Source organism: Tateyamaria pelophila (assembly GCF_019966495.1).
GTDB lineage: Bacteria > Pseudomonadota > Alphaproteobacteria > Rhodobacterales > Rhodobacteraceae > Tateyamaria > Tateyamaria pelophila.
This window is the reverse complement of the sequence record NZ_JAIMIA010000098.1, coordinates 1-16,666: the sequence shown is the minus strand read 5'-3', so window position 1 is coordinate 16,666 and position 16,666 is coordinate 1. Positions and strand designations below refer to the sequence as shown.

Annotated in this window: 19 protein-coding genes and 1 pseudogene; 8 read left to right on the top strand and 12 right to left on the bottom strand. The window is 56.8% G+C overall.

Annotation, left to right across the window (positions count from 1 at the left end):
• Nucleotides 1-393: hypothetical protein (locus LC354_RS21115; protein WP_223427599.1), on the top strand; the 393-nt coding region annotated here is incomplete at its 5' end.
• Between the two features lie 509 nt (nt 394-902).
• Entirely contained in the window at nt 903-1,532 is a 630-nt protein-coding gene (locus tag LC354_RS21110) for a class I SAM-dependent DNA methyltransferase (protein WP_223427598.1), read from the top strand.
• A gap of 32 nt (nt 1,533-1,564) precedes the next feature.
• Here the strand turns inward: LC354_RS21110 and LC354_RS21105 are convergent, their stop codons facing one another.
• Genes LC354_RS21105 through tmpA form a run of 4 tightly spaced genes read right to left on the bottom strand, consistent with a single transcriptional unit; the run spans nt 1,565 to nt 4,010 of the window.
• Nucleotides 1,565-1,957: an alkaline phosphatase family protein gene (locus tag LC354_RS21105; protein ID WP_223427596.1), complete on the bottom strand. Its 393-nt coding sequence runs from the start codon at nt 1,955-1,957 to the stop codon at nt 1,565-1,567.
• 3 nt (nt 1,958-1,960) lie between these two features.
• Nucleotides 1,961-2,275 (bottom strand): alkaline phosphatase family protein, encoded by a 315-nt coding sequence (locus tag LC354_RS21100; RefSeq protein ID WP_223427590.1) that lies wholly within the window; start codon nt 2,273-2,275, stop codon nt 1,961-1,963.
• A complete protein-coding gene (tmpB, locus tag LC354_RS21095; RefSeq protein WP_223427587.1) occupies nt 2,272-2,865 on the bottom strand; it encodes a (R)-1-hydroxy-2-trimethylaminoethylphosphonate oxygenase in 594 nt (197 codons plus the stop codon). Before tmpB ends, LC354_RS21100 begins: the two co-directional genes overlap by 4 nt.
• Nucleotides 2,862-4,010 carry a 2-trimethylaminoethylphosphonate dioxygenase gene (tmpA, locus tag LC354_RS21090; RefSeq protein ID WP_223427585.1) on the bottom strand — a complete coding sequence of 383 codons (1,149 nt, stop codon included), beginning with the start codon at nt 4,008-4,010 and terminating at the stop codon, nt 2,862-2,864. The genes tmpB and tmpA overlap by 4 nt, the downstream gene beginning before the upstream one ends.
• Nucleotides 4,011-4,094: 84 nt before the next feature.
• On the opposite strand from tmpA, the gene LC354_RS21085 reads away from it, so the two are divergent.
• Complete coding sequence (locus LC354_RS21085) at nt 4,095-4,958, top strand: LysR family transcriptional regulator (protein WP_223427583.1); 864 nt, start codon at nt 4,095-4,097, stop codon at nt 4,956-4,958.
• Between the two features lie 285 nt (nt 4,959-5,243).
• Nucleotides 5,244-5,372, top strand: a pseudogene (locus LC354_RS21080) (integrase); the annotation flags it as partial.
• Nucleotides 5,373-5,605: 233 nt separating this feature from the next.
• Here LC354_RS21080 and LC354_RS21075 read toward each other — a convergent pair.
• Nucleotides 5,606-6,868 carry an MFS transporter gene (locus LC354_RS21075; RefSeq protein ID WP_223427577.1) on the bottom strand — a complete coding sequence of 421 codons (1,263 nt, stop codon included), beginning with the start codon at nt 6,866-6,868 and terminating at the stop codon, nt 5,606-5,608.
• A 276-nt stretch (nt 6,869-7,144) separates the two neighbouring features.
• Here LC354_RS21075 and LC354_RS21070 point away from each other — a divergent pair, with 276 nt between their 5' ends.
• Nucleotides 7,145-7,627 carry a hypothetical protein gene (locus LC354_RS21070; protein ID WP_223427576.1) on the top strand — a complete coding sequence of 161 codons (483 nt, stop codon included), beginning with the start codon at nt 7,145-7,147 and terminating at the stop codon, nt 7,625-7,627.
• A gap of 432 nt (nt 7,628-8,059) precedes the next feature.
• Here the strand turns inward: LC354_RS21070 and LC354_RS21065 are convergent, their stop codons facing one another.
• Genes LC354_RS21065 through LC354_RS21035 form a run of 7 tightly spaced genes read right to left on the bottom strand, consistent with a single transcriptional unit; the run spans nt 8,060 to nt 14,288 of the window.
• Entirely contained in the window at nt 8,060-9,220 is a 1,161-nt protein-coding gene (locus LC354_RS21065) for a glycine cleavage T C-terminal barrel domain-containing protein (RefSeq protein ID WP_223427574.1), read from the bottom strand.
• 27 nt (nt 9,221-9,247) lie between these two features.
• Entirely contained in the window at nt 9,248-10,870 is a 1,623-nt protein-coding gene (locus tag LC354_RS21060; protein WP_399204056.1) for an AMP-binding protein, read from the bottom strand.
• On the bottom strand, nt 10,855-11,667 hold the full coding sequence (locus tag LC354_RS21055; RefSeq protein WP_223427572.1) for an enoyl-CoA hydratase: 813 nt from the start codon (nt 11,665-11,667) through the stop codon (nt 10,855-10,857). Before LC354_RS21055 ends, LC354_RS21060 begins: the two co-directional genes overlap by 16 nt.
• 3 nt (nt 11,668-11,670) lie before the next feature.
• A complete protein-coding gene (locus LC354_RS21050; RefSeq protein WP_223427571.1) occupies nt 11,671-12,060 on the bottom strand; it encodes a rhodanese-like domain-containing protein in 390 nt (129 codons plus the stop codon).
• A 39-nt stretch (nt 12,061-12,099) separates the two neighbouring features.
• Nucleotides 12,100-12,564: a CoA-binding protein gene (locus LC354_RS21045; RefSeq protein ID WP_223427569.1), complete on the bottom strand. Its 465-nt coding sequence runs from the start codon at nt 12,562-12,564 to the stop codon at nt 12,100-12,102.
• A gap of 3 nt (nt 12,565-12,567) precedes the next feature.
• Nucleotides 12,568-12,936 (bottom strand): 2Fe-2S iron-sulfur cluster-binding protein, encoded by a 369-nt coding sequence (locus tag LC354_RS21040; protein WP_223427568.1) that lies wholly within the window; start codon nt 12,934-12,936, stop codon nt 12,568-12,570.
• The gene (locus tag LC354_RS21035; RefSeq protein ID WP_223427566.1) at nt 12,933-14,288 is read right to left on the bottom strand and encodes a selenium-binding family protein; all 1,356 of its coding nucleotides are present in this window, start codon (nt 14,286-14,288) and stop codon (nt 12,933-12,935) included. The genes LC354_RS21040 and LC354_RS21035 overlap by 4 nt, the downstream gene beginning before the upstream one ends.
• 71 nt (nt 14,289-14,359) lie before the next feature.
• On the opposite strand from LC354_RS21035, the gene LC354_RS21030 reads away from it, so the two are divergent.
• The 3 genes from LC354_RS21030 to LC354_RS21020 form a co-directional block, all read left to right on the top strand.
• Entirely contained in the window at nt 14,360-15,127 is a 768-nt protein-coding gene (locus LC354_RS21030; RefSeq protein WP_223427564.1) for an IclR family transcriptional regulator, read from the top strand.
• A gap of 171 nt (nt 15,128-15,298) precedes the next feature.
• On the top strand, nt 15,299-16,315 hold the full coding sequence (locus tag LC354_RS21025) for a TauD/TfdA dioxygenase family protein (RefSeq protein ID WP_223427562.1): 1,017 nt from the start codon (nt 15,299-15,301) through the stop codon (nt 16,313-16,315).
• Nucleotides 16,316-16,408: 93 nt separating this feature from the next.
• Nucleotides 16,409-16,666: transposase (locus LC354_RS21020; protein ID WP_263289429.1), on the top strand; the 258-nt coding region annotated here is incomplete at its 3' end.

Genomic DNA, 16,666 nt, shown 5'->3' with positions numbered 1-16,666 from the left:
CCTAAGAAATATAGGAATTTTGCAACATTGTGGAACATGACGAAACACGCTCGCGGCCCCTACCGCCGGAGCCAAAAAAGCGAAAGACTTCAAGGTCTTATCGGGTCAGCATTTGGGAGGGTGCTGGCCCGTTTTGTGACTGTCACCGGATTTGTCACCCCAGTACCTCGCCATGCCCACTTCCCTTCACACAATCGATTCTTCCGAGAGGATTGCCGCGAATGCGTTGGCCCCGGCTCAATCCTCGCGCTTCTGTTCTGCCCCACGCATGGCATTGAACGCAGCACCGCCAGCGGGATTGTAAACGATCCTAAAATCTTTGGCTCCGGTCACACCGCACTGACTGCACCGGACGCGCGTTACGACATCGGCAACGGTTTCTGGCGGGTTTGATCCTGCCAACACATCAGACACCCGGACGGGCGCGTCGCGACCACAGGAACATTCGATCCATATCTGGTGGTTAGTGATCGTCGTGAGGCGGGTACCGCCGCGCTTTAGGTGGGCTGTCATTCCCCCAACCTAGCATGGGTGATGTGACGCTCAAAGCAGCCCCTGCCTTGATTTCTGTTCTGGGGTTGAGTTCATTGCAGAGAATGGTGGTGGTGCCGGTGTGAGACTTCGCAAATAGCGACGCAGCGGACCTTGGTGCAAACCGCAGCGAATGGCGGGTCAGAGCCCACACTGTGAATTGGATCTTCGCGCTGCGTGCGCTCGCAGCACCAGAACCCGCTGCGCCGCTGCGACATCGCTGCCGCACCGCAGAGGCGATTGCGGTCATTCACGCAGTCTGCAGCAAATCTGAAGCCGCGAATTTACACACTCCGGACAACAGGATCGTTGCTTGATCATAGTTCTGAGGGCCAAAGTAAGCTATAGTCCGATAAAAATGGAGCCGCCCGATGATCAAAAAGACTGACCAACTGGACCAAGTCTATAATGCCGAGGGGGCGCAGGCCATTCGCGAGAGCTACGAATCTTGGGCATCCGGATATGACGAAGAGAACATCGCCAATGGCTTCAGGCTCCCCTCGATTGGGGCGGCTTTCACTGCCCGATACGTGCCAAAAGGCGGCAAGGCGATCCTGGATGCAGGATGCGGTACCGGTCTGGTCGGTGAAGCGTTGGCCATACTTGGCTACACAAATATCGTTGGTATCGACATATCCGCGGCTATGATCAAACATGCCGGAAATCTGCAGGTTTACAATCGCCTGTATGAGCATGATCTCGGCCGACCAATACCTGAAGAGGATAACAGCTTTGATGCCGTTACATGCTTCGGGTCGCTTGGGCCCGGGCATGCACCGGCAGAGTGTCTGGATGAGTTCATTCGCGTGACGCGTCCTGGAGGTTTTGTGATTTTTAATGTGCGGCCGGACACCTACGAAGAGCAGGGATTAAGCAAGAAGATCGAAGGCCTCGTTTCCGGACCAACTGTCCGAGAAGTTGAGCGGTCATCCGACTTCAGGCCATATCTTTTGGCAGAGCCGGAACTTGGTGCCAAAATATTCGTCCTTGAAGTAACTTAGGGCTTTCGTAGCAAGATCCGGCTGCTTCGGGTTCACTGCCGCCATGCGGCGATGCCCAGTTGGGACAACTCATCCCCCTCTTCTGGGGCTTCTGCGTCAGAAAACAGATAGAACGGAACTTCGGTTGCTGCCCGTGCCGTGCGGCCGTGCCAGTGGTCTGACGTCATACCGTGGTCCGCAGTGACGATGACATCATAGCCAAAGTCGCGCCACACCGGGATTGATCGCGACAGCGCATTGTCGATGTGCCAGATCTGGCGGCGATATTCTTTGCTGTCGCCTCCAAAAGTATGCCCAAGCGTGTCGGCCGAGCAAGTGTGCAACAGCATGTAATCGGGCGCATTTTGTTCCATCATCAGCGTGGTCTGTGCACAAAGATCAATTTCGGCGGGGGCACAGGCGTTCATCGCGCCGTAGCCCTCCATCGACTAGAACCGAGCGGCTTGGATATCGGCAGTCTCATCCGAATGCCCGACGGAGCGCAACGGATCCCACGGTTGTCCGACATAGAGCTGATGAGAGGAGGATGCGCGCATTCCTTCATTGGAAACGATCCCATGCTGATGCGGCCAGAGGCCGGTGTGAATGGTTTCGTACATTGGCCCCGAAAGGCTGGGCAGAGCTGTGTGCATCTTCCACCGGCGTGCCTGCCCAAGCGCGACAGCCCCCTCCAGCCAGCCGCATTCCGAAAGGGCCACGTCGTAGCCAGCCCCGTCCATGATGACGAGTAACACGCGGTTCATGCACCGCGTCCGCAATGTATGTCGACCTGCCGTTGCACCATCGGGGTAAAATGCCAGTAGTCCGGCGTTTCCATATCCGGGCGTTTGCCTGCCTCATCAAGGTAACGGACAGCGATAATTGTCTCCAGGTTAGGGTTCTCCTCGAACGCGGCCACTTCGTCCGGGCTCATGGCGCCGCCCTGAAGATTCAGGGAATGGATCGAGGCCTCGGACAATCGCTTGAAATACTCCGGTCGTGTCGCACAAAGATAGCGTTTGGCGGCAACGTGATATCGGCAGCAGTCAGTGATCACTTTCGGGAAGAACCGCTCCAGCACCTCGGCGCCCGCTTCCTCATGATGGCGGTCCTCGGTGTCGTCCATCGTGAAGGTGCCGAACTCGCTGGTGAAATGGCCGATGTCATGCAGCAGGGCCGCGACGATAATTTCTTCGGACTGGCCGTTTTGCTCGGCGATGGTTGCGCCTTGCAGCATGTGCTCGCCCATCGTCACAGGCTCGCCGAGGTATTCCTCGCCGCCGCGTCGATCAAAGATCGACCCGATGAAGTCGACGATCGTATCACGGTTCAACGTTTCAATATCGGGTTTCATTCCGCGGCCTCCAAGGCTGTCGTACGCGCCATTCCGTCATGGGTCGACCGCAAACCGTCCATATCGGCGTAGCAGCCCTGCAACCAGCGCGTGCCCTCGCCCGAATAACCCTTGCGCGCATGCAGGACACGAGTGTTGTCGACAACGAAGGCCTCACCCGGGTTCAGCCGGAACGTCACCTCCATGGCCGTGTCATCGATGATCTCGCCCAAGCGGCGATAGGCGGCATAGTAGTCCGCCATCAGCTCGAACGGCACGTCAGTGATCGCAGCGCAGGACCGGTTGTTAAAGCGAAGCCCGATCAGCGCGCCGTCTGGCGCCAGTTCGATCATCGGACGACGAGAGGTCAGGCAAACGCCGTCTTCGCCCGAATATTCGAAGCGCGCACAATGATTGGCCAGCAGCTCGAAGCCCTCAGGATCTTCTGCCCGCAAACGCAGCGCGGCGGCGAAGCCGTCGACCACCATGTTCTCGCCCCCCGCCGCCGAGCTTTCGAGGCAATGCAGCACCTGCACGGTCGGCACAGGATCGCGGTAAGGGTTGTCGGTGTGGGCCTGCAAACCCAGTCCGGTGAAGGCGAGGTTCGAGGGATTAACCTCGGTCCGGACCTCGAAGTGCCGCCCGTAGTTTGTCTCGCGCACATGGCCGAACAGACCCACGATGTCGAACAATGTGCCGGGGGTGGCGGGCGCACCCACTACCTTGGCAAACCCATAGCGCATAATCTGACCAAGCCAGTCGTGCAGAGCAGCGCCGCCTTGTTGGAGCACTTCAAAATCTCCGCAAGGTACGTTTGCCATAAGACCTGCATCCCAAGTCTCGACCCCGTCTTCCAGCCAGCCGCGTCGCGCGGGTACCGCATGATCGTACGCATGCGCTTCAAGCCAAGCAAGATCGAACGAAACGCTCTTGCCCTCGGGGGCAAAGCGTACGTTCAGCGCCCCGCGCCCCGTTATCTCCGCAGCCTCGATCCAAGTATCGGCCGGGATGTCCCGAAGGGCAATCAACCGCTGGCCGTTTGCCGCCGCGCGGGTTTCGGAATCCTGCGCGTTGTCCCGCAGCCATATTGCATGGAAGCGCATCGGCCCAGACGGCACGTCGAGCGTCAGAAAGGTTCCAGATTGATCGACTGTGACGGTTGGCATGTTGGGCTCCTTTACGATGACCGTTCGGCTGGAGTTTTTCCCAGAACCATCATAAACACAAATTAGGAATAACTGACGTGAGACATGGGTTTTCTTATGGATGAAAGCCGCCTTCCTCCGCTTGAATGGATACGTGCTTTCGAGGCGGCGTCCCGGCTTGGCAGCTTCACCGCTGCCGCAAGTGAGATCGGACTGACGCAGGCGGCGGTCAGCCAGCGGATCGGTCAGCTGGAGCAGCATCTTGGCGTCAGACTGTTCAATCGCAAAGCACGGACTATCGCTCTGACAGTCGAAGGCGAGGCGTGGCTTCCGCATGTGCGCCATGCGCTTGACGGATTGCGTGACAGCACCGAGGCGGTGTTCGGGGCGGGACGCAAACGGCTGACGATATCGGCCAGCCAGTCGGTGATCGAGTTGTGGCTGATGCCTCGGTTGGGGGGCCTGCAGGCAGTGACAGGGGCGGAACTTTCGATCCGTACGCTTATTCTGGGCGCGCATGATGCCCCGGTCGATGATGTGATCCGCATTCGCTATGGCACGGGGGATTGGCCGCATCCCTTCAAGGCCCGCTTGTACGCCGAAGAGTTGGCCCCCGTCGCGGCACCTTCCCTCACGGAACACGATGGTCCTTGGACCAGTTTGCCGCGGATTGCCTGCGCCGGGGCCCGCCCGGGCTGGCCTGCCTGGGCGGCGGCCTTCGGCATTCCGACGACACCCGTGCCACATCTGCGCTTCGACACCCAACTCTCTGCGCTGACCGCGGCAAAGGCGGGGCTTGGAGTAGCTCTCGCATCGCTACCCCTTTGCGCCGGTGCGCTCGAGGAAGGAACTCTTGTCCGTCTTGACGAGCGATCGCTTGCCCATCACGAAAGCTACTGGCTGCTCGCTGGCCCAAAGGTTGTGTCCCGCCAGACATGGGCGACAATCGCTGAAAGTGTCTGGCATTGAGAAGGACGTTATCACCGATAACTGGCCGCTATGATTGAAAAAGATGCTCGCGTAACTGACTTGTGTTCAAATGTGCAAATTGGTCCGTCGGCGTGACAAGCCGCCGTGTCCACCAATAGTAAGCAGACATCCGTGCATAGTGCAGCATTCCACGAGTGGGCTCTTTGCGGCCCAATGCACCTGTAGCGATTTCGCGTGATGGAGCCTTCGTAAAACGGCCGTTCGATCGGTTGCTGTGCTCTTGGCGTCAGCGCGGTGCTGATGTCTGGGATTGGAGGGCATATTATGCCAAGAGTCCAACTTCCCTCAGTCACCCCAAAACGCAAGGCATGGAACAAGGGGCGGATCATCGGCCAGAAACGACCGCTGCTTCCCAAACAGGTGTGGGCCATCCGCGCGCGCCTTGAAATTGCGGGCTACCTACATCCCATTACTGACCGATGCTGCGCCGTGCACGAATGTCTGCTGCCTATTCGCTATCACTGACGTAATAAGATCTATTCCAACTTTTTCCAAAGGGGTATGGGGCCTGGGTCTCTCAGGATTTCTGTTTCCGTGAACCCATGGAAAAAGTAACCGTTTTAGAAAACTTTTATGCGGAACCCCGTTGTGGCTCTGTCTCAATCCAAATGAAATTACGGCTGGATTCAGTCCATACCCGACACGCTTTCAACCTCGGCGTTTTCTGCGGCCCATTCGCCTGCCGCCTCCACCACCACCGGCGAGGACGTTGGCAGCACATTCAGATAGCTTTCGGTCTCGCTCACGGGAACCGTCGCACGCTGGGTCATTCGGTATAGTGCATAGAGTGCAATGGCACCAAAGGTAACGCCAAGGACCAGCCAAAAAGCATAAGGATCCAGCCGCTGCATCGCCCAGCCGGTGACCAGCGGGCCCGCGATCGCTCCCACCCCGAAAGTAAATACAAGCCCCCCGGAGGCGGCTGGCATGTCGTCGGCGGAAAGGGCATCGTTGGTATAGGCCAAAAGCAGGGCATACAGTGGCGTTGTGACCCCTCCGGCGAGGAAGGCGGCCGCCATCAGGGGCCATAGTCCCGCGCCGGTGACCCACCCCACCATGCAAGACGCGGCACCCAAGGCTGCGGACCCAAAGATCAACTTGCGACGGTCCATCCGATCCGACAACCAGCCAATGGGATATTGAAGCACCAGCGCCCCAGCGAACAGCATTGCGATGAACACCGCGATCTGCGTCGCGGACAGCCCAATCTGACTGCCAAAGACAGCACCCATGCCTGATTGCGTTGCATAAACGCTCCCCAACAGGAATATTCCCACAGCACCCAACGGCGAGCCTTTAAACAGATCGCGCATTGGCATCGGACGCGCGACCTGGACCGCAGGCACCGTGACCGCGGACAAAAGAATTGGCGCGAACGAGATCGAGACAAGGATCGAGGCACCGATGAAGAGTACGGACGTCGCCGCATCGCCCAGCGTCAGCAGGCCTTGCGCACCAATAATTCCCAGCGTTTGCGCAATCATATAGGCCGAAAGCACTTTGCCGCGGGTCTCATTCGTGGCTGCGGCATTCAGCCAACTCTCCGCGGCCACGTAGATGCCCGACATGCAAAAGCCGATAAGCACTCGCAGGACTGTCCAAGCCCAGGGTTCGGTCAAAAGCGGAAGAGCGATCAGGCCAGCTGACATAAAGCTGCCAAGTGCTGCAAAGACACGCACATGCCCGACACGCTGAATGAGTAATGGTGTAAGACGCGCGCCCGATAGGAAGCCCAAGAAATAACCGGAGGTAACGACGGCGAGCTCTGTTGACGAAAATCCCTCTATCCCGCCGCGCAGACCAATCAGGGTGAAATGCATGCCGTTGCCCAGCATGATCAGCACGATACCGAGCAGAAGGGCCCAGACTCCAGACAGAACATTGATCATCAAGAGTCCCTTCTTGGCCTGAGGTATTCCGGTTCTGGTACGAAAATGAAATGGGCATGCCGTCGCTGCTTTTGCCGCAGCGCCGCATGCATTTGCGTTTGCGACATTCGGTCAACGGTGAGCCAATTTTTCTTGAACTGTTATGGTCATCACAGGCATTTTTTGTCCTGCTTTTTGTGTCAGTTCGTCAGTTCTTTCCGCTTTCACGACGCATCATTTGGTAATTTCGATTGAGCCAAATTGGCATCTTAGCTTCGTGGATGCTATAATGTTGGAATGGCACAAAACCTCTACCAGCTATTGGAGCACGATGATCCTGTCGCCCTTCGCCACATCGAGAAAGCCCTCAGTGCAGAAGATGCACCTAACGAGACCGTCGAAACAGTTCTGAGTGCATTACTGTGGCGACGTTGCACTATGGGCCAAAACGGCATTCTCGGGGCGCTCCTTAATCATGAATGCGCCGCGCGCGTCAGTGTGATGGACGAACATCTTGACGTAATCGGAGCATCAGACGCCGCGCAAGCCATGAGGGACCTGCGTACAGAAATCCCGCTTCAGGATGAGCATATCAGGCGCGGCATAATTGACTGGGTTTACGCCAATCAAAATCTCGTCGAGCACGCCAAGACATTGAATGAAGAGAATCTTGATGTCGCGCCCAATGTCTGGACTTTCATGCAGAAGCGTAAAGCAAATCTGCCTAACATAGAAATTCCAGACAAGAGAACGGGCCTACTTGCTCGTCTCTTTGGATAACTTTGTCCTGGTTGGATCAAACGCCGCTAATCTTGATTTTAATCACATTGGAAAATCACAAGCCTTGAGCCATCTTTCCGTTTTGAAAGCATTGGTACCGAAGTCCTCATCCAAGACCTGCCGTTCGTGGATCGCGCGGCGAAGGTGTAGGGAGAGGCCCAATGTGGAAGTGCTCTGTTGCTAAAGCTCGCAAATGCAGCGATGCGAATGCCAAAATTGTTAGCCGCACCGCAGAGTGAAAAGCGGTCGTTTATTCACGGCGCAGCAAGTTTTGCGATGCCGATGTCTCACTTGCGGACAAAGCCATTTCGCTGCCGCTGCTTCAATGACTTCATTTTTCAATGCCCGAGGCACGCAAAGACTTTTGCCTTCAGCGTACGCGCGTTTTTACTGTTCTCTGCGACAGGCCATTAATACGGTGCCACGATCAGATCAACTTGCGGAGGCAATTGACTTCTTCGGGTCATAAAACGGCACCGGCACGACAACGCCGCCGCGCGTCTCGCCCAGCTTATCTACTATCAAATCCGTTCCGACGGCAGAGTATTCGGTCTTTATCATTGCGAGCGCGATGTTTTTTTCCAGTCGCGGAGAATGAATCGCCGAGGTGACAGTGCCGATCTGACCTCCGTCCTTCAAGAGCGGCCAGAAGAAGTCATTGGAGCCCACGAATGGGTCGCCTTCGATCTCGAGGCCGACCAGACGCTGCTTGACACCGTTTTCCTTGATCTGTTTCAACGCATTCTTGCCAACGAAATCCGCCTCCATCTCAAGGTCGATCAGACGACCAAGACCCAATTCAAAGGGGTTGTTCGCCAAGGTCATATCGGCGTGATAAGAGAGCATCCCCGCCTCGATCCGGCGGGTTGTTGAGGTGTGACCCGGACGCAGGCCGAGAGGGACACCGATATCCATGATATGCTCCCAAAGCCGGTTTCCTGCCGAGCCATCGCGCAGGTAAATTTCGTATCCTAGCTCGCTTGTCCACCCTGTGCGCGAAATGATCAGCGGGACACCGTACCAATCGAATTCCATGAACCGGAAGTATTTTAGTTCCGTGGGCGCGTCGCCGAAGCAGGCCCGCAGGATTTCGCGCGATTTTGGCCCCTGAAGCTGGAGCGGCGAAACGTCCGGTTCGCAAATCTGGACATTCATCCCCGAATTCACGGCCACACCCTTCGCCCAGAGCAGGACGTCGCTGTCCGCGATGGACAACCAGAAATGATCCTCGGCTAGTTTCAGCAGGATGGGGTCGTTAATAATCCCGCCGTCCTCATCCGTGATCAGAAGGTATTTGCATTGACCTACCTCACATTTTGACAGGTCGCGCGAGCACAGGTACTGAGTGAAACGGGCAGCATCGGGCCCAGTGATTTCGACCTGACGTTCCACGGACACGTCGGCCAAGGTCGCGTGTTTGACGAGGTTCCAGAAATTCTGCACCGAATTGCCGAAATCACGCGGGATGTACATGTGGTTGTAGACCGAAAAACCCTTGGCGCCCCAGCGCAGGGCTGCATCGGAGTACGGGGATTTACGTACCTGAGTGCCGAAACTGAATTCTGCAAAGCCAAGTTCGTGGTTTGTGCTCATGTTCGTGTTCCAATAAGGTGTTAGAGGTCAGCCTTGCGGTCGAACCAGTTTACGGAGTTCATTTTTCCGGACTTTGCCAGTTGTGGTTTTGGGCAGCTCGCCAAAGACCACTTTCTTGGGCCGCATGTATCCGGCAAGATTTGCTTTTGCATGGGCCAGAAGTTCTTCTTCTGTGGCGTCGAATGACAGTTCGACAAAGGCACAGGGAACTTCTCCCCATTTTTCGTCCGGCATAGCCACCACGGCAACCAAGCTGACGGCAGGGTGAGAATAAAGCGCCCTCTCCACTTCGATGGAGGAGATGTTCTCCCCGCCCGAGATGATGATGTCCTTGGACCGGTCCCTGATGTCGATGTAGCCATCGGCATGTTGCACCGCGATGTCGCCAGACCAGAACCATCCGTCCTTGAAGGCCTTGGCGGTTTCCTCCGGGGCTTTCAGGTAGCCTTTCATGACGATATTGCCGCGAAACACGACCTCGCCTTGGGTTTTGCCATCCCACGGCACTGGTGTGCCGGTGCCTGGGTCGAGAACCAGCACGTCTTCCTCAAGCTCATAAGCGACGCCCTGGCGGGCCTTGAGTTCGGCCTGCTCATCAATGGGAAGCGCCGCCCACCCAGGTTTTTCGGCACAAACGACCGCTGGGCCATAGACTTCGGTCAGCCCGTAAACATGGGTGATCGAGATGCCCATGGCCTCCATCCCTTTGATGACGCTGGCGGGCGGCGGCGCGGCGGCTGTCATCATCTTAATCTTTTGCGGGAAATCGCGCTTTTTGGTGGCCCCGCTGATCATCGACATGATGATCGGCGCGCCGCACAGATGGGTGACACCATTATCGGCGAAGGCGTCATAGATCGCGTCGGCCCGGGGGGCGCGCAGGAACACATGGCAGCCGGCCAGCATCGTAATTGTCCAAGGAAAGCACCAGCCGTTGCAGTGAAACAGCGGCAACGTCCAAAGATAGACAGGATGGTGCGGGATTTCCCACGTGACCACGTTGTTGACCGCGTTGGTCCATGCGCCTCGGTGGGAATAAACCACGCCCTTGGGTCGTCCCGTTGTGCCGGAGGTATAGTTCAGCGCCAGTGCGTCCCATTCGTCATCCGGCAGGGCATAGGCGAAGTCGGGGTCCCCCTCGGCCAGCAGATCATCATAGGTCAACATACCGATGCAGTCGCCGCCCGGTCCTTCTCGGTCTTCGATATCGACAATCAGAAGGTCACGGCCGGATTGTGCAACAGCCTCGGCTGCCATCGCGGATAACTCGGTATCGACTAGCAGAACTGTGGCTTCGCCATGGTCAAGAATATAGGAGATCGTAGCCGCATCCAGCCGCGTGTTGTTAGCATTCAGCACGGCACCCAGCATGGGCACAGCCAGTGCGCATTCCAGAGCCTCAGGGATATTGGGAGCGATGAGCGCGACGGTATCGCCCTTGCCAATGCCACGCTTGGCCAAAGCTGAAGCAAGCCGCTTGCACCGCTCCGCGACCTCACCCCAATTGCGCCGGATCGCCCCGTGGATCTGCGCGGGCAGTTCCGGGTGCACACGCTCCACGCGTTTGAGGATCGAAACCGGCGACAGGGCTGCGTGATTGGCTGCGTTGCGTGCCAGCTCTGGCCCGTCAAAGGTCATTCGCCGTTCCATTCTGGCATAGGCTCCTTGCGGGTGAACGCCCCGATGCCTGCCACCGTATCTTTGGCCATCATGTTTTCCGCCATTGTGCGACCGGCAAAGTCATAGGCCTCCTCCAGCGGCATTTCGATTTGTTCATAAAAGGCACGTTTGCCGATCTTGACGGCAACCGGTGATTTGTCAGCGATGATGCGCGCCATTTCCATGCTTGCCTCTTCGAGCTTTGCCAATGGCACGACACGGTTCACAAGGCCCATTTCGGCGACACGTGCGGCGGGCAGGAATTCTCCCAGCAGCAGCATCTCCATTGCCATCTTTCGCGGCACATTGCGCGACAAGGCGACCATTGGGGTCGAGCAGAACAGACCGATATTCACACCGGATGTAGCAAAAGTCGCATTCTCAGCTGCCACCGCTAGGTCGCAGGAGGCCACGAGTTGGCAGCCTGCCGCAGTGGCGATGCCGCGCACCTCGGCAATAACCGGTTGTGGCAGGCGCACGACACGCAACATCATCGCGGAGCATTTGGCAAAGAGGTCCTGAAAATACTGAAAACCACCATCGTCGTCGGCACGGCGCTCGGTCATTTCCTTCAGGTTGTGACCTGCGCAAAAGTGATTTCCGCTGCTGCGCAGCACAACGACCTTGACTCTACGGTCCGCTGCGATTGCGTCCAGCGTCTCCGACAGGGCCGCCAGCATCGCTTCTGACAGGGCGTTGATTGATTTTGACGCATTCAGAGTCAGGATGGCGATACCATCCGTGTCCGTGCGCAAGATGAGACTGTCGTTTTCGATTGCTCCGTCCATGATCTACTCCAATGTGCCTCCGGCCTTTTTCCACGCGGCAACGCCGCCAGCCATGTTCACAACCGGCGACAGGCCCATCTCAATGGCCACTTTCGCCGCCATAGCCGAGCGGCCACCGGAGGCACAGTAAAAGACGTAAGTCTTGTCTTGGTTGAATTCAGTTTTGTGAACCGGGCTCTCCGGATCGATATGAAACTCCATCATGCCGCGCGACGACGCAACGGCTCCCGGGATGACGCCTGTCTTGGCCTGTTCCATGCCATCGCGCAGGTCCACAAAGACGTGGTCGGGCGAGCTGACAAGTGGCATAGCGTCCTCGACGCTAACGGAAGGGACACTCGACGTGGCCTCGCCGACAAGGTCTTTGGCCGACTTGATGATATTCTGGGACATGTTCAGTTTCCTTTTGCGGACGGCATCGTGCCGCTGCTGTCAAATGGCGAGATCGAGGCGCGGCTTCCAGAACGGGCGAAAGAGCTCGATCTTGGGGCAGCGGTTCATCACCACTTTCAGCCCGGCCTCTTCGGCGAGCTTCGCCGCTCGGTCGTCATAGACCTCGATCTGTCCCCAGATCACCTTCGCACCGATGGCGATAGCCTTTTCGGTGATGGCATAGAACTCTTCCTTTGGGCGGAAGACCTCAACCATATCGACGGGACGGTCGATTTCCTCGAGCGAATGATACACCGGAATACCACGAATTTCCTTCAGGTTCGGGTTAGGGTTCACCGGGATCATGTCGTATCCCGTCTCGTGCAGCACGCGCAGGACACCATAGCTGAACTTGGTCTTGTCGGCGCTGGCCCCGACCATGGCGATGGTTTTCACTGATTTGAGGATGTCAGCAAGGTATTTCTGGTCGTAGTCGTAAAGGTCATCCAACGCTTGGGCAGGCATGGGTCAGTGCTCCTTCGGAGTAGCGATATCCGCCTTGAGCTCATGCGGCTCCAGCGGATCGAGGAAAGGGTTTCGGTAGAGTTTGTCGTGGCTTTCGACTCCGATTTCGAGGGTGCAATCGGTGACGGCGCGGGCGACACACAGCAGGACATAGCCATTGTTGATCTGACGGTTGTTAAGCGCCACTTGGCGGCGCTGATCGACTTCGCCTTCGGTCAACTTGGCCGCACAGGTGATGCAACCGCCGTATTTGCAGCCATATGGCAGATCGACGTCCTGTTCACGCAGGGTGTCGAGCAACGGACGGCGGGCATCGACCTGATAGGTCGTGCCACCCCTGTTGGAGATGGTGATGGTTCGCGTTTCGGTCACAGCCAGATATCGCTCGTGCAGTCGCCGCCGGGATAGCGGGTTTCATGGCAGCGGCTGGGGCCATTTGGTTCCTTGCCAAAATCGACGATGAAATCGGGGTTGATTGTCATGCCGCCGTTTTCGACATCGCAATCAATCATCACCATGACACCACCTTGGGTGCGGATTTCGGGATAAAACTGGTTGTCCCATGTCGAAAACAGCGAGGTCGTAACGTACAATCGCTTGCCGTCGAGCGAGAGCTGGTACATCTGCGGCCCACCTGCGACCTTGACGCCATTCACCTCCGGAGCTTTCCCCAAAAGTCCGCCCATCCAGACCTGCCCGGTCAGTACCGGGTTGTGTGGATCCTCAATATTGTACTGGCGCATGTCGCCGTGCAGCCAGTTATTGAGGTACAGATATTTGTCGTCCATCGACACAAGGATCGCCGACATGACGCCCGGCACGGGAATTGGCCATTCAGGATGCGGCTCGTTTTCAACATCGATGATCTTCTCCCACTCCCATTTGCCCGCATCGGACTTCCAGAAGTGGATCACATTGGCGCTGAGGGCTGCGCCGCAGAACCCATGGCTGCTGTCGGGGTTGTGGTGGAATTTGACCTCAAGCGGGATCAGGCCGTCTTCGCCCAGATACATCGTCTCGACCGGTTTGCGCGCCTCGAAGTCCCAGATGTGCAGCCGACGTCCATATTTCAGGTGGCCGACTTCTTCCAGATCAAAGCCCGGCATGAACGTATTGGGGGCTGCCCATTCTGAGGATACCATAACGTTGTGACGCGGCTGGTACCAGAAATCATAGCTGAACGGGATATCGCCCATGGTTTCTTCCCAACGGCCCACGATCTCGAAATCCTTATTGAGATGAAGGTAGCCACCGGGCGCTTCACCTTTCGCGTCACCCAAGAAAGAGATAATGATCTCGGACCCAAGACAATGCACGGTATGAGGTCCGCTGAGGTTGGTTTTCAACTTGATGTCGGACCCGTCGATCACCTTGTGAAGGCGCGGCGCGTAGGGGTCGGTGGCGGTGTCAATGACATGAATATTGTTGGACCGCACGCCCGGCACCAAAAGGAACTTGCGCGACATCCCTGCGTCGTCATGGCATGAAGAACAAGCGTTCCAGCCCATATGGTGCAGCTCGTCCCCGATGCCAGGCATCTCAAGCCGGTGAATGACTTGGCTATAGGTCGGGCTGTCAGGGTCCGCGTCAACAGTCGCCAGATAGTCTGGTTTCTGGATGCCGGTGCCGGTGTAGATGGCAATCGTATACAGCAGTTTTTCGCGCGGGGCCTTGACGGCCTCTGCCGGGCTTGCATAGCCCGGGCCGCAACATGCACCGTCCATCTTCACATTCCTCCCTTGCGATTACGTTCCATTTCTCGTAATTCGATAATTAGATTCTCACAAGGAAAAATATGCATCTGGAACGCCTCACGTGCATTCTCGAAATTGTCGGTCAGAAGGGCGAGGCGACAGTGGCCGAGATCTGCGCCCATTCGGATCTTCCAAAACCCTCTGCCTACAGGCTCGTGCAAGATTTGGTCAGTGTCGGCCTCCTCAAGCCTGTCGGGCGCGGGCAGTTCACGATTGGAACCCGCCTGAAGGCGATTGCACGCAGCGATCATTCCGACCGCACGCTTCTGGAATTGATCGCGCCCGTGCTGAAGCAAGCTACCACACAGTTTGGAGCTGCTTTTTTCCTTTCGAGGCTTCGTGGGAGGTCGGTGGAAATCATTCATGTTGAGACGCCGGACGATGGTGTGTCCTATCTTCATCCGGGTTTGGGAAAGCGCCCCTTACATGCGTGTTCCTGCTCAAAGGCTGTTGCCGCCTTTTCGCCAGAGTTGTTTTTGATCGAGGAATTGGAAGGTCGGCTGCGGGCCTACACTGAATTCACCGTCACAAGTGTGAATGAGCTGCAAGCGGAGTTTGCGACCATCCGCCAGCGCGGATATGCCGAATGCGTCGAAGAAATCGAGCGCGGCTTGTGTTCGGTTGCGGCTCCTCTTGCACCAAGCGGCCCAGGCGCGACATTGTCAATTGGTGCGACAGGTTCGGTCCGCGTGTTCACGCAAGTGTTTCGCGAAAACCTTGGCCCCCAGATCATTCAAATCGGGCATGAACTATCGAAAATTCTGGGCTGGGATGACGAACAAGATAGCACAGCGAGAAAGCTGTCCTGACGTTGGAATGTTGTCATGCGGCAGAAGAACCGGTCATTCATATGCAGCGTGGAAAACACCAACCGACGCTGATGCAGTATGCCGCTACGGGCCGTCCACACGAGTTTGGCTTGCCCACTTTCACAATGAAAGAAGGGTAACTGGCTATAATTGAGACAAAGGAGAGAACCGTTGATTGCCAAAGCATGCAAACTGCCCCCGATAGACGCTGCGCACGTCGCTATCCTCGAAAAATTTGGCGGCGAGATGATGGCTCTTGATCCGATTGGTACGCAAGTTTCTGGGATTGATTTGGCGTCAGAGGATGCACTGCCGCTGGAGGTTGTCGACGTTCTCGAACGTGAAATGGCGTATCGCGGTTTTCTCGTCTTTAAGAACGAGATTCAATTGGACGCAGAGGATTTTCTACGTGCGAGTTGTCTTTGGGGTGGCAAGGAATTGCACAGCACCCATGGCGTGCATCCTGCCACGCCCGGCGGCAACCCCCACATTTTCCGTCTTTCTAACGATGAGCGACATGGTATCCCGGATGTGGGGCCGCAGTGGCACAACGACGGCAGCTTCCTGCCCGCGACGTTCTCCCATTCCGGCTATCACATTGTTCGGCCAGCCGAAAACGGCGGTGGTACGCATTTTGCACATCAGGGCTTTGCCTTCGCTGCTCTCTCAGAAGGCCGCCAGGAACGCTGGAGCCGCATGTCATCCGTGAACTCCGCCTCAGGTGTTGTGCATCCGTTGGTGCATGAGCACCCCGTCTCCGGACAAAAGTGCATCTGGCTACACCTAGGAATGACCGGCGCGGTCCTCGAAAAGTTACCCGATCATGATGGTTTCAGCCTTCTTCACGCCGACGAACTGAAGCAACTTTGCCAAGAATACAATGACATCCTGAACGCAGGGATGACAGACGGATATGCAGTGGCCTATGAATATCACGAAAACGATTGCGTCTTTATTGACAATTTGGCCGTAGCGCATCGCGCCGCACCGGAAGCGCATATGTCAGTAGAGCGACAGGGCCTAAGGATCATGCACCGCAGTACCATTAAGGGTGTTCAGGACCTCGCACCAGGCTTTGGCTTGCCACTACATGTGAACATTGACGGCCCCAATCCAATTGGTGAGGGTGTTTGGCAAGGTGGAGGTGTCGGCTTTCGATGGGACGAAGGCATCCGCATGCGAAACTAGGCAGCACACCCATTAATTCCTGTTCAATGTTATAGGTTTGTGATTCATTTCGTCCAAACAACGGGCGGGAGGATGTAAGTGGCGCGATCAGACATGAGCGATCTGGAATGGGAATTCATCAAAGCTGTCTTGCCTAACAAAACGCGCGGCAAGAAGCGGGTAGATGACCGCCGCGTGATCAACGGCATTTTCTACGTCCTGCGTACTGGCATCCCTTGGGCCGATCTGCCCAGCGAATACGGCCCACCGACAACGGTCTACAACCGCTTCAATCGGTGGAGCTATGCGGGCCACTGGGACCGGATCATGGACGCCATCGCCGACGCGCATAACGTGGACACAGTGATGGTC

Excerpts from the sequence above, each read along its gene's own strand:
- LC354_RS21110 (WP_223427598.1), top strand. The coding sequence starts at position 903 with ATGATCAAAAAGACTGACCAACTGGACCAAGTCTATAATGCCGAGGGG.
- LC354_RS21105 (WP_223427596.1), bottom strand. The coding sequence starts at position 1,957 with ATGGAGGGCTACGGCGCGATGAACGCCTGTGCCCCCGCCGAAATTGAT.
- LC354_RS21100 (WP_223427590.1), bottom strand. The coding sequence starts at position 2,275 with ATGAACCGCGTGTTACTCGTCATCATGGACGGGGCTGGCTACGACGTG.
- tmpB (WP_223427587.1), bottom strand. The coding sequence starts at position 2,865 with ATGAAACCCGATATTGAAACGTTGAACCGTGATACGATCGTCGACTTC.
- tmpA (WP_223427585.1), bottom strand. The coding sequence starts at position 4,010 with ATGCCAACCGTCACAGTCGATCAATCTGGAACCTTTCTGACGCTCGAC.
- LC354_RS21085 (WP_223427583.1), top strand. The coding sequence starts at position 4,095 with ATGGGTTTTCTTATGGATGAAAGCCGCCTTCCTCCGCTTGAATGGATA.
- LC354_RS21075 (WP_223427577.1), bottom strand. The coding sequence starts at position 6,868 with ATGATCAATGTTCTGTCTGGAGTCTGGGCCCTTCTGCTCGGTATCGTG.
- LC354_RS21070 (WP_223427576.1), top strand. The coding sequence starts at position 7,145 with ATGGCACAAAACCTCTACCAGCTATTGGAGCACGATGATCCTGTCGCC.
- LC354_RS21065 (WP_223427574.1), bottom strand. The coding sequence starts at position 9,220 with ATGAGCACAAACCACGAACTTGGCTTTGCAGAATTCAGTTTCGGCACT.
- LC354_RS21060 (WP_399204056.1), bottom strand. The coding sequence starts at position 10,870 with ATGGAACGGCGAATGACCTTTGACGGGCCAGAGCTGGCACGCAACGCA.
- LC354_RS21055 (WP_223427572.1), bottom strand. The coding sequence starts at position 11,667 with ATGGACGGAGCAATCGAAAACGACAGTCTCATCTTGCGCACGGACACG.
- LC354_RS21050 (WP_223427571.1), bottom strand. The coding sequence starts at position 12,060 with ATGTCCCAGAATATCATCAAGTCGGCCAAAGACCTTGTCGGCGAGGCC.
- LC354_RS21045 (WP_223427569.1), bottom strand. The coding sequence starts at position 12,564 with ATGCCTGCCCAAGCGTTGGATGACCTTTACGACTACGACCAGAAATAC.
- LC354_RS21035 (WP_223427566.1), bottom strand. The coding sequence starts at position 14,288 with ATGGACGGTGCATGTTGCGGCCCGGGCTATGCAAGCCCGGCAGAGGCC.
- LC354_RS21030 (WP_223427564.1), top strand. The coding sequence starts at position 14,360 with ATGCATCTGGAACGCCTCACGTGCATTCTCGAAATTGTCGGTCAGAAG.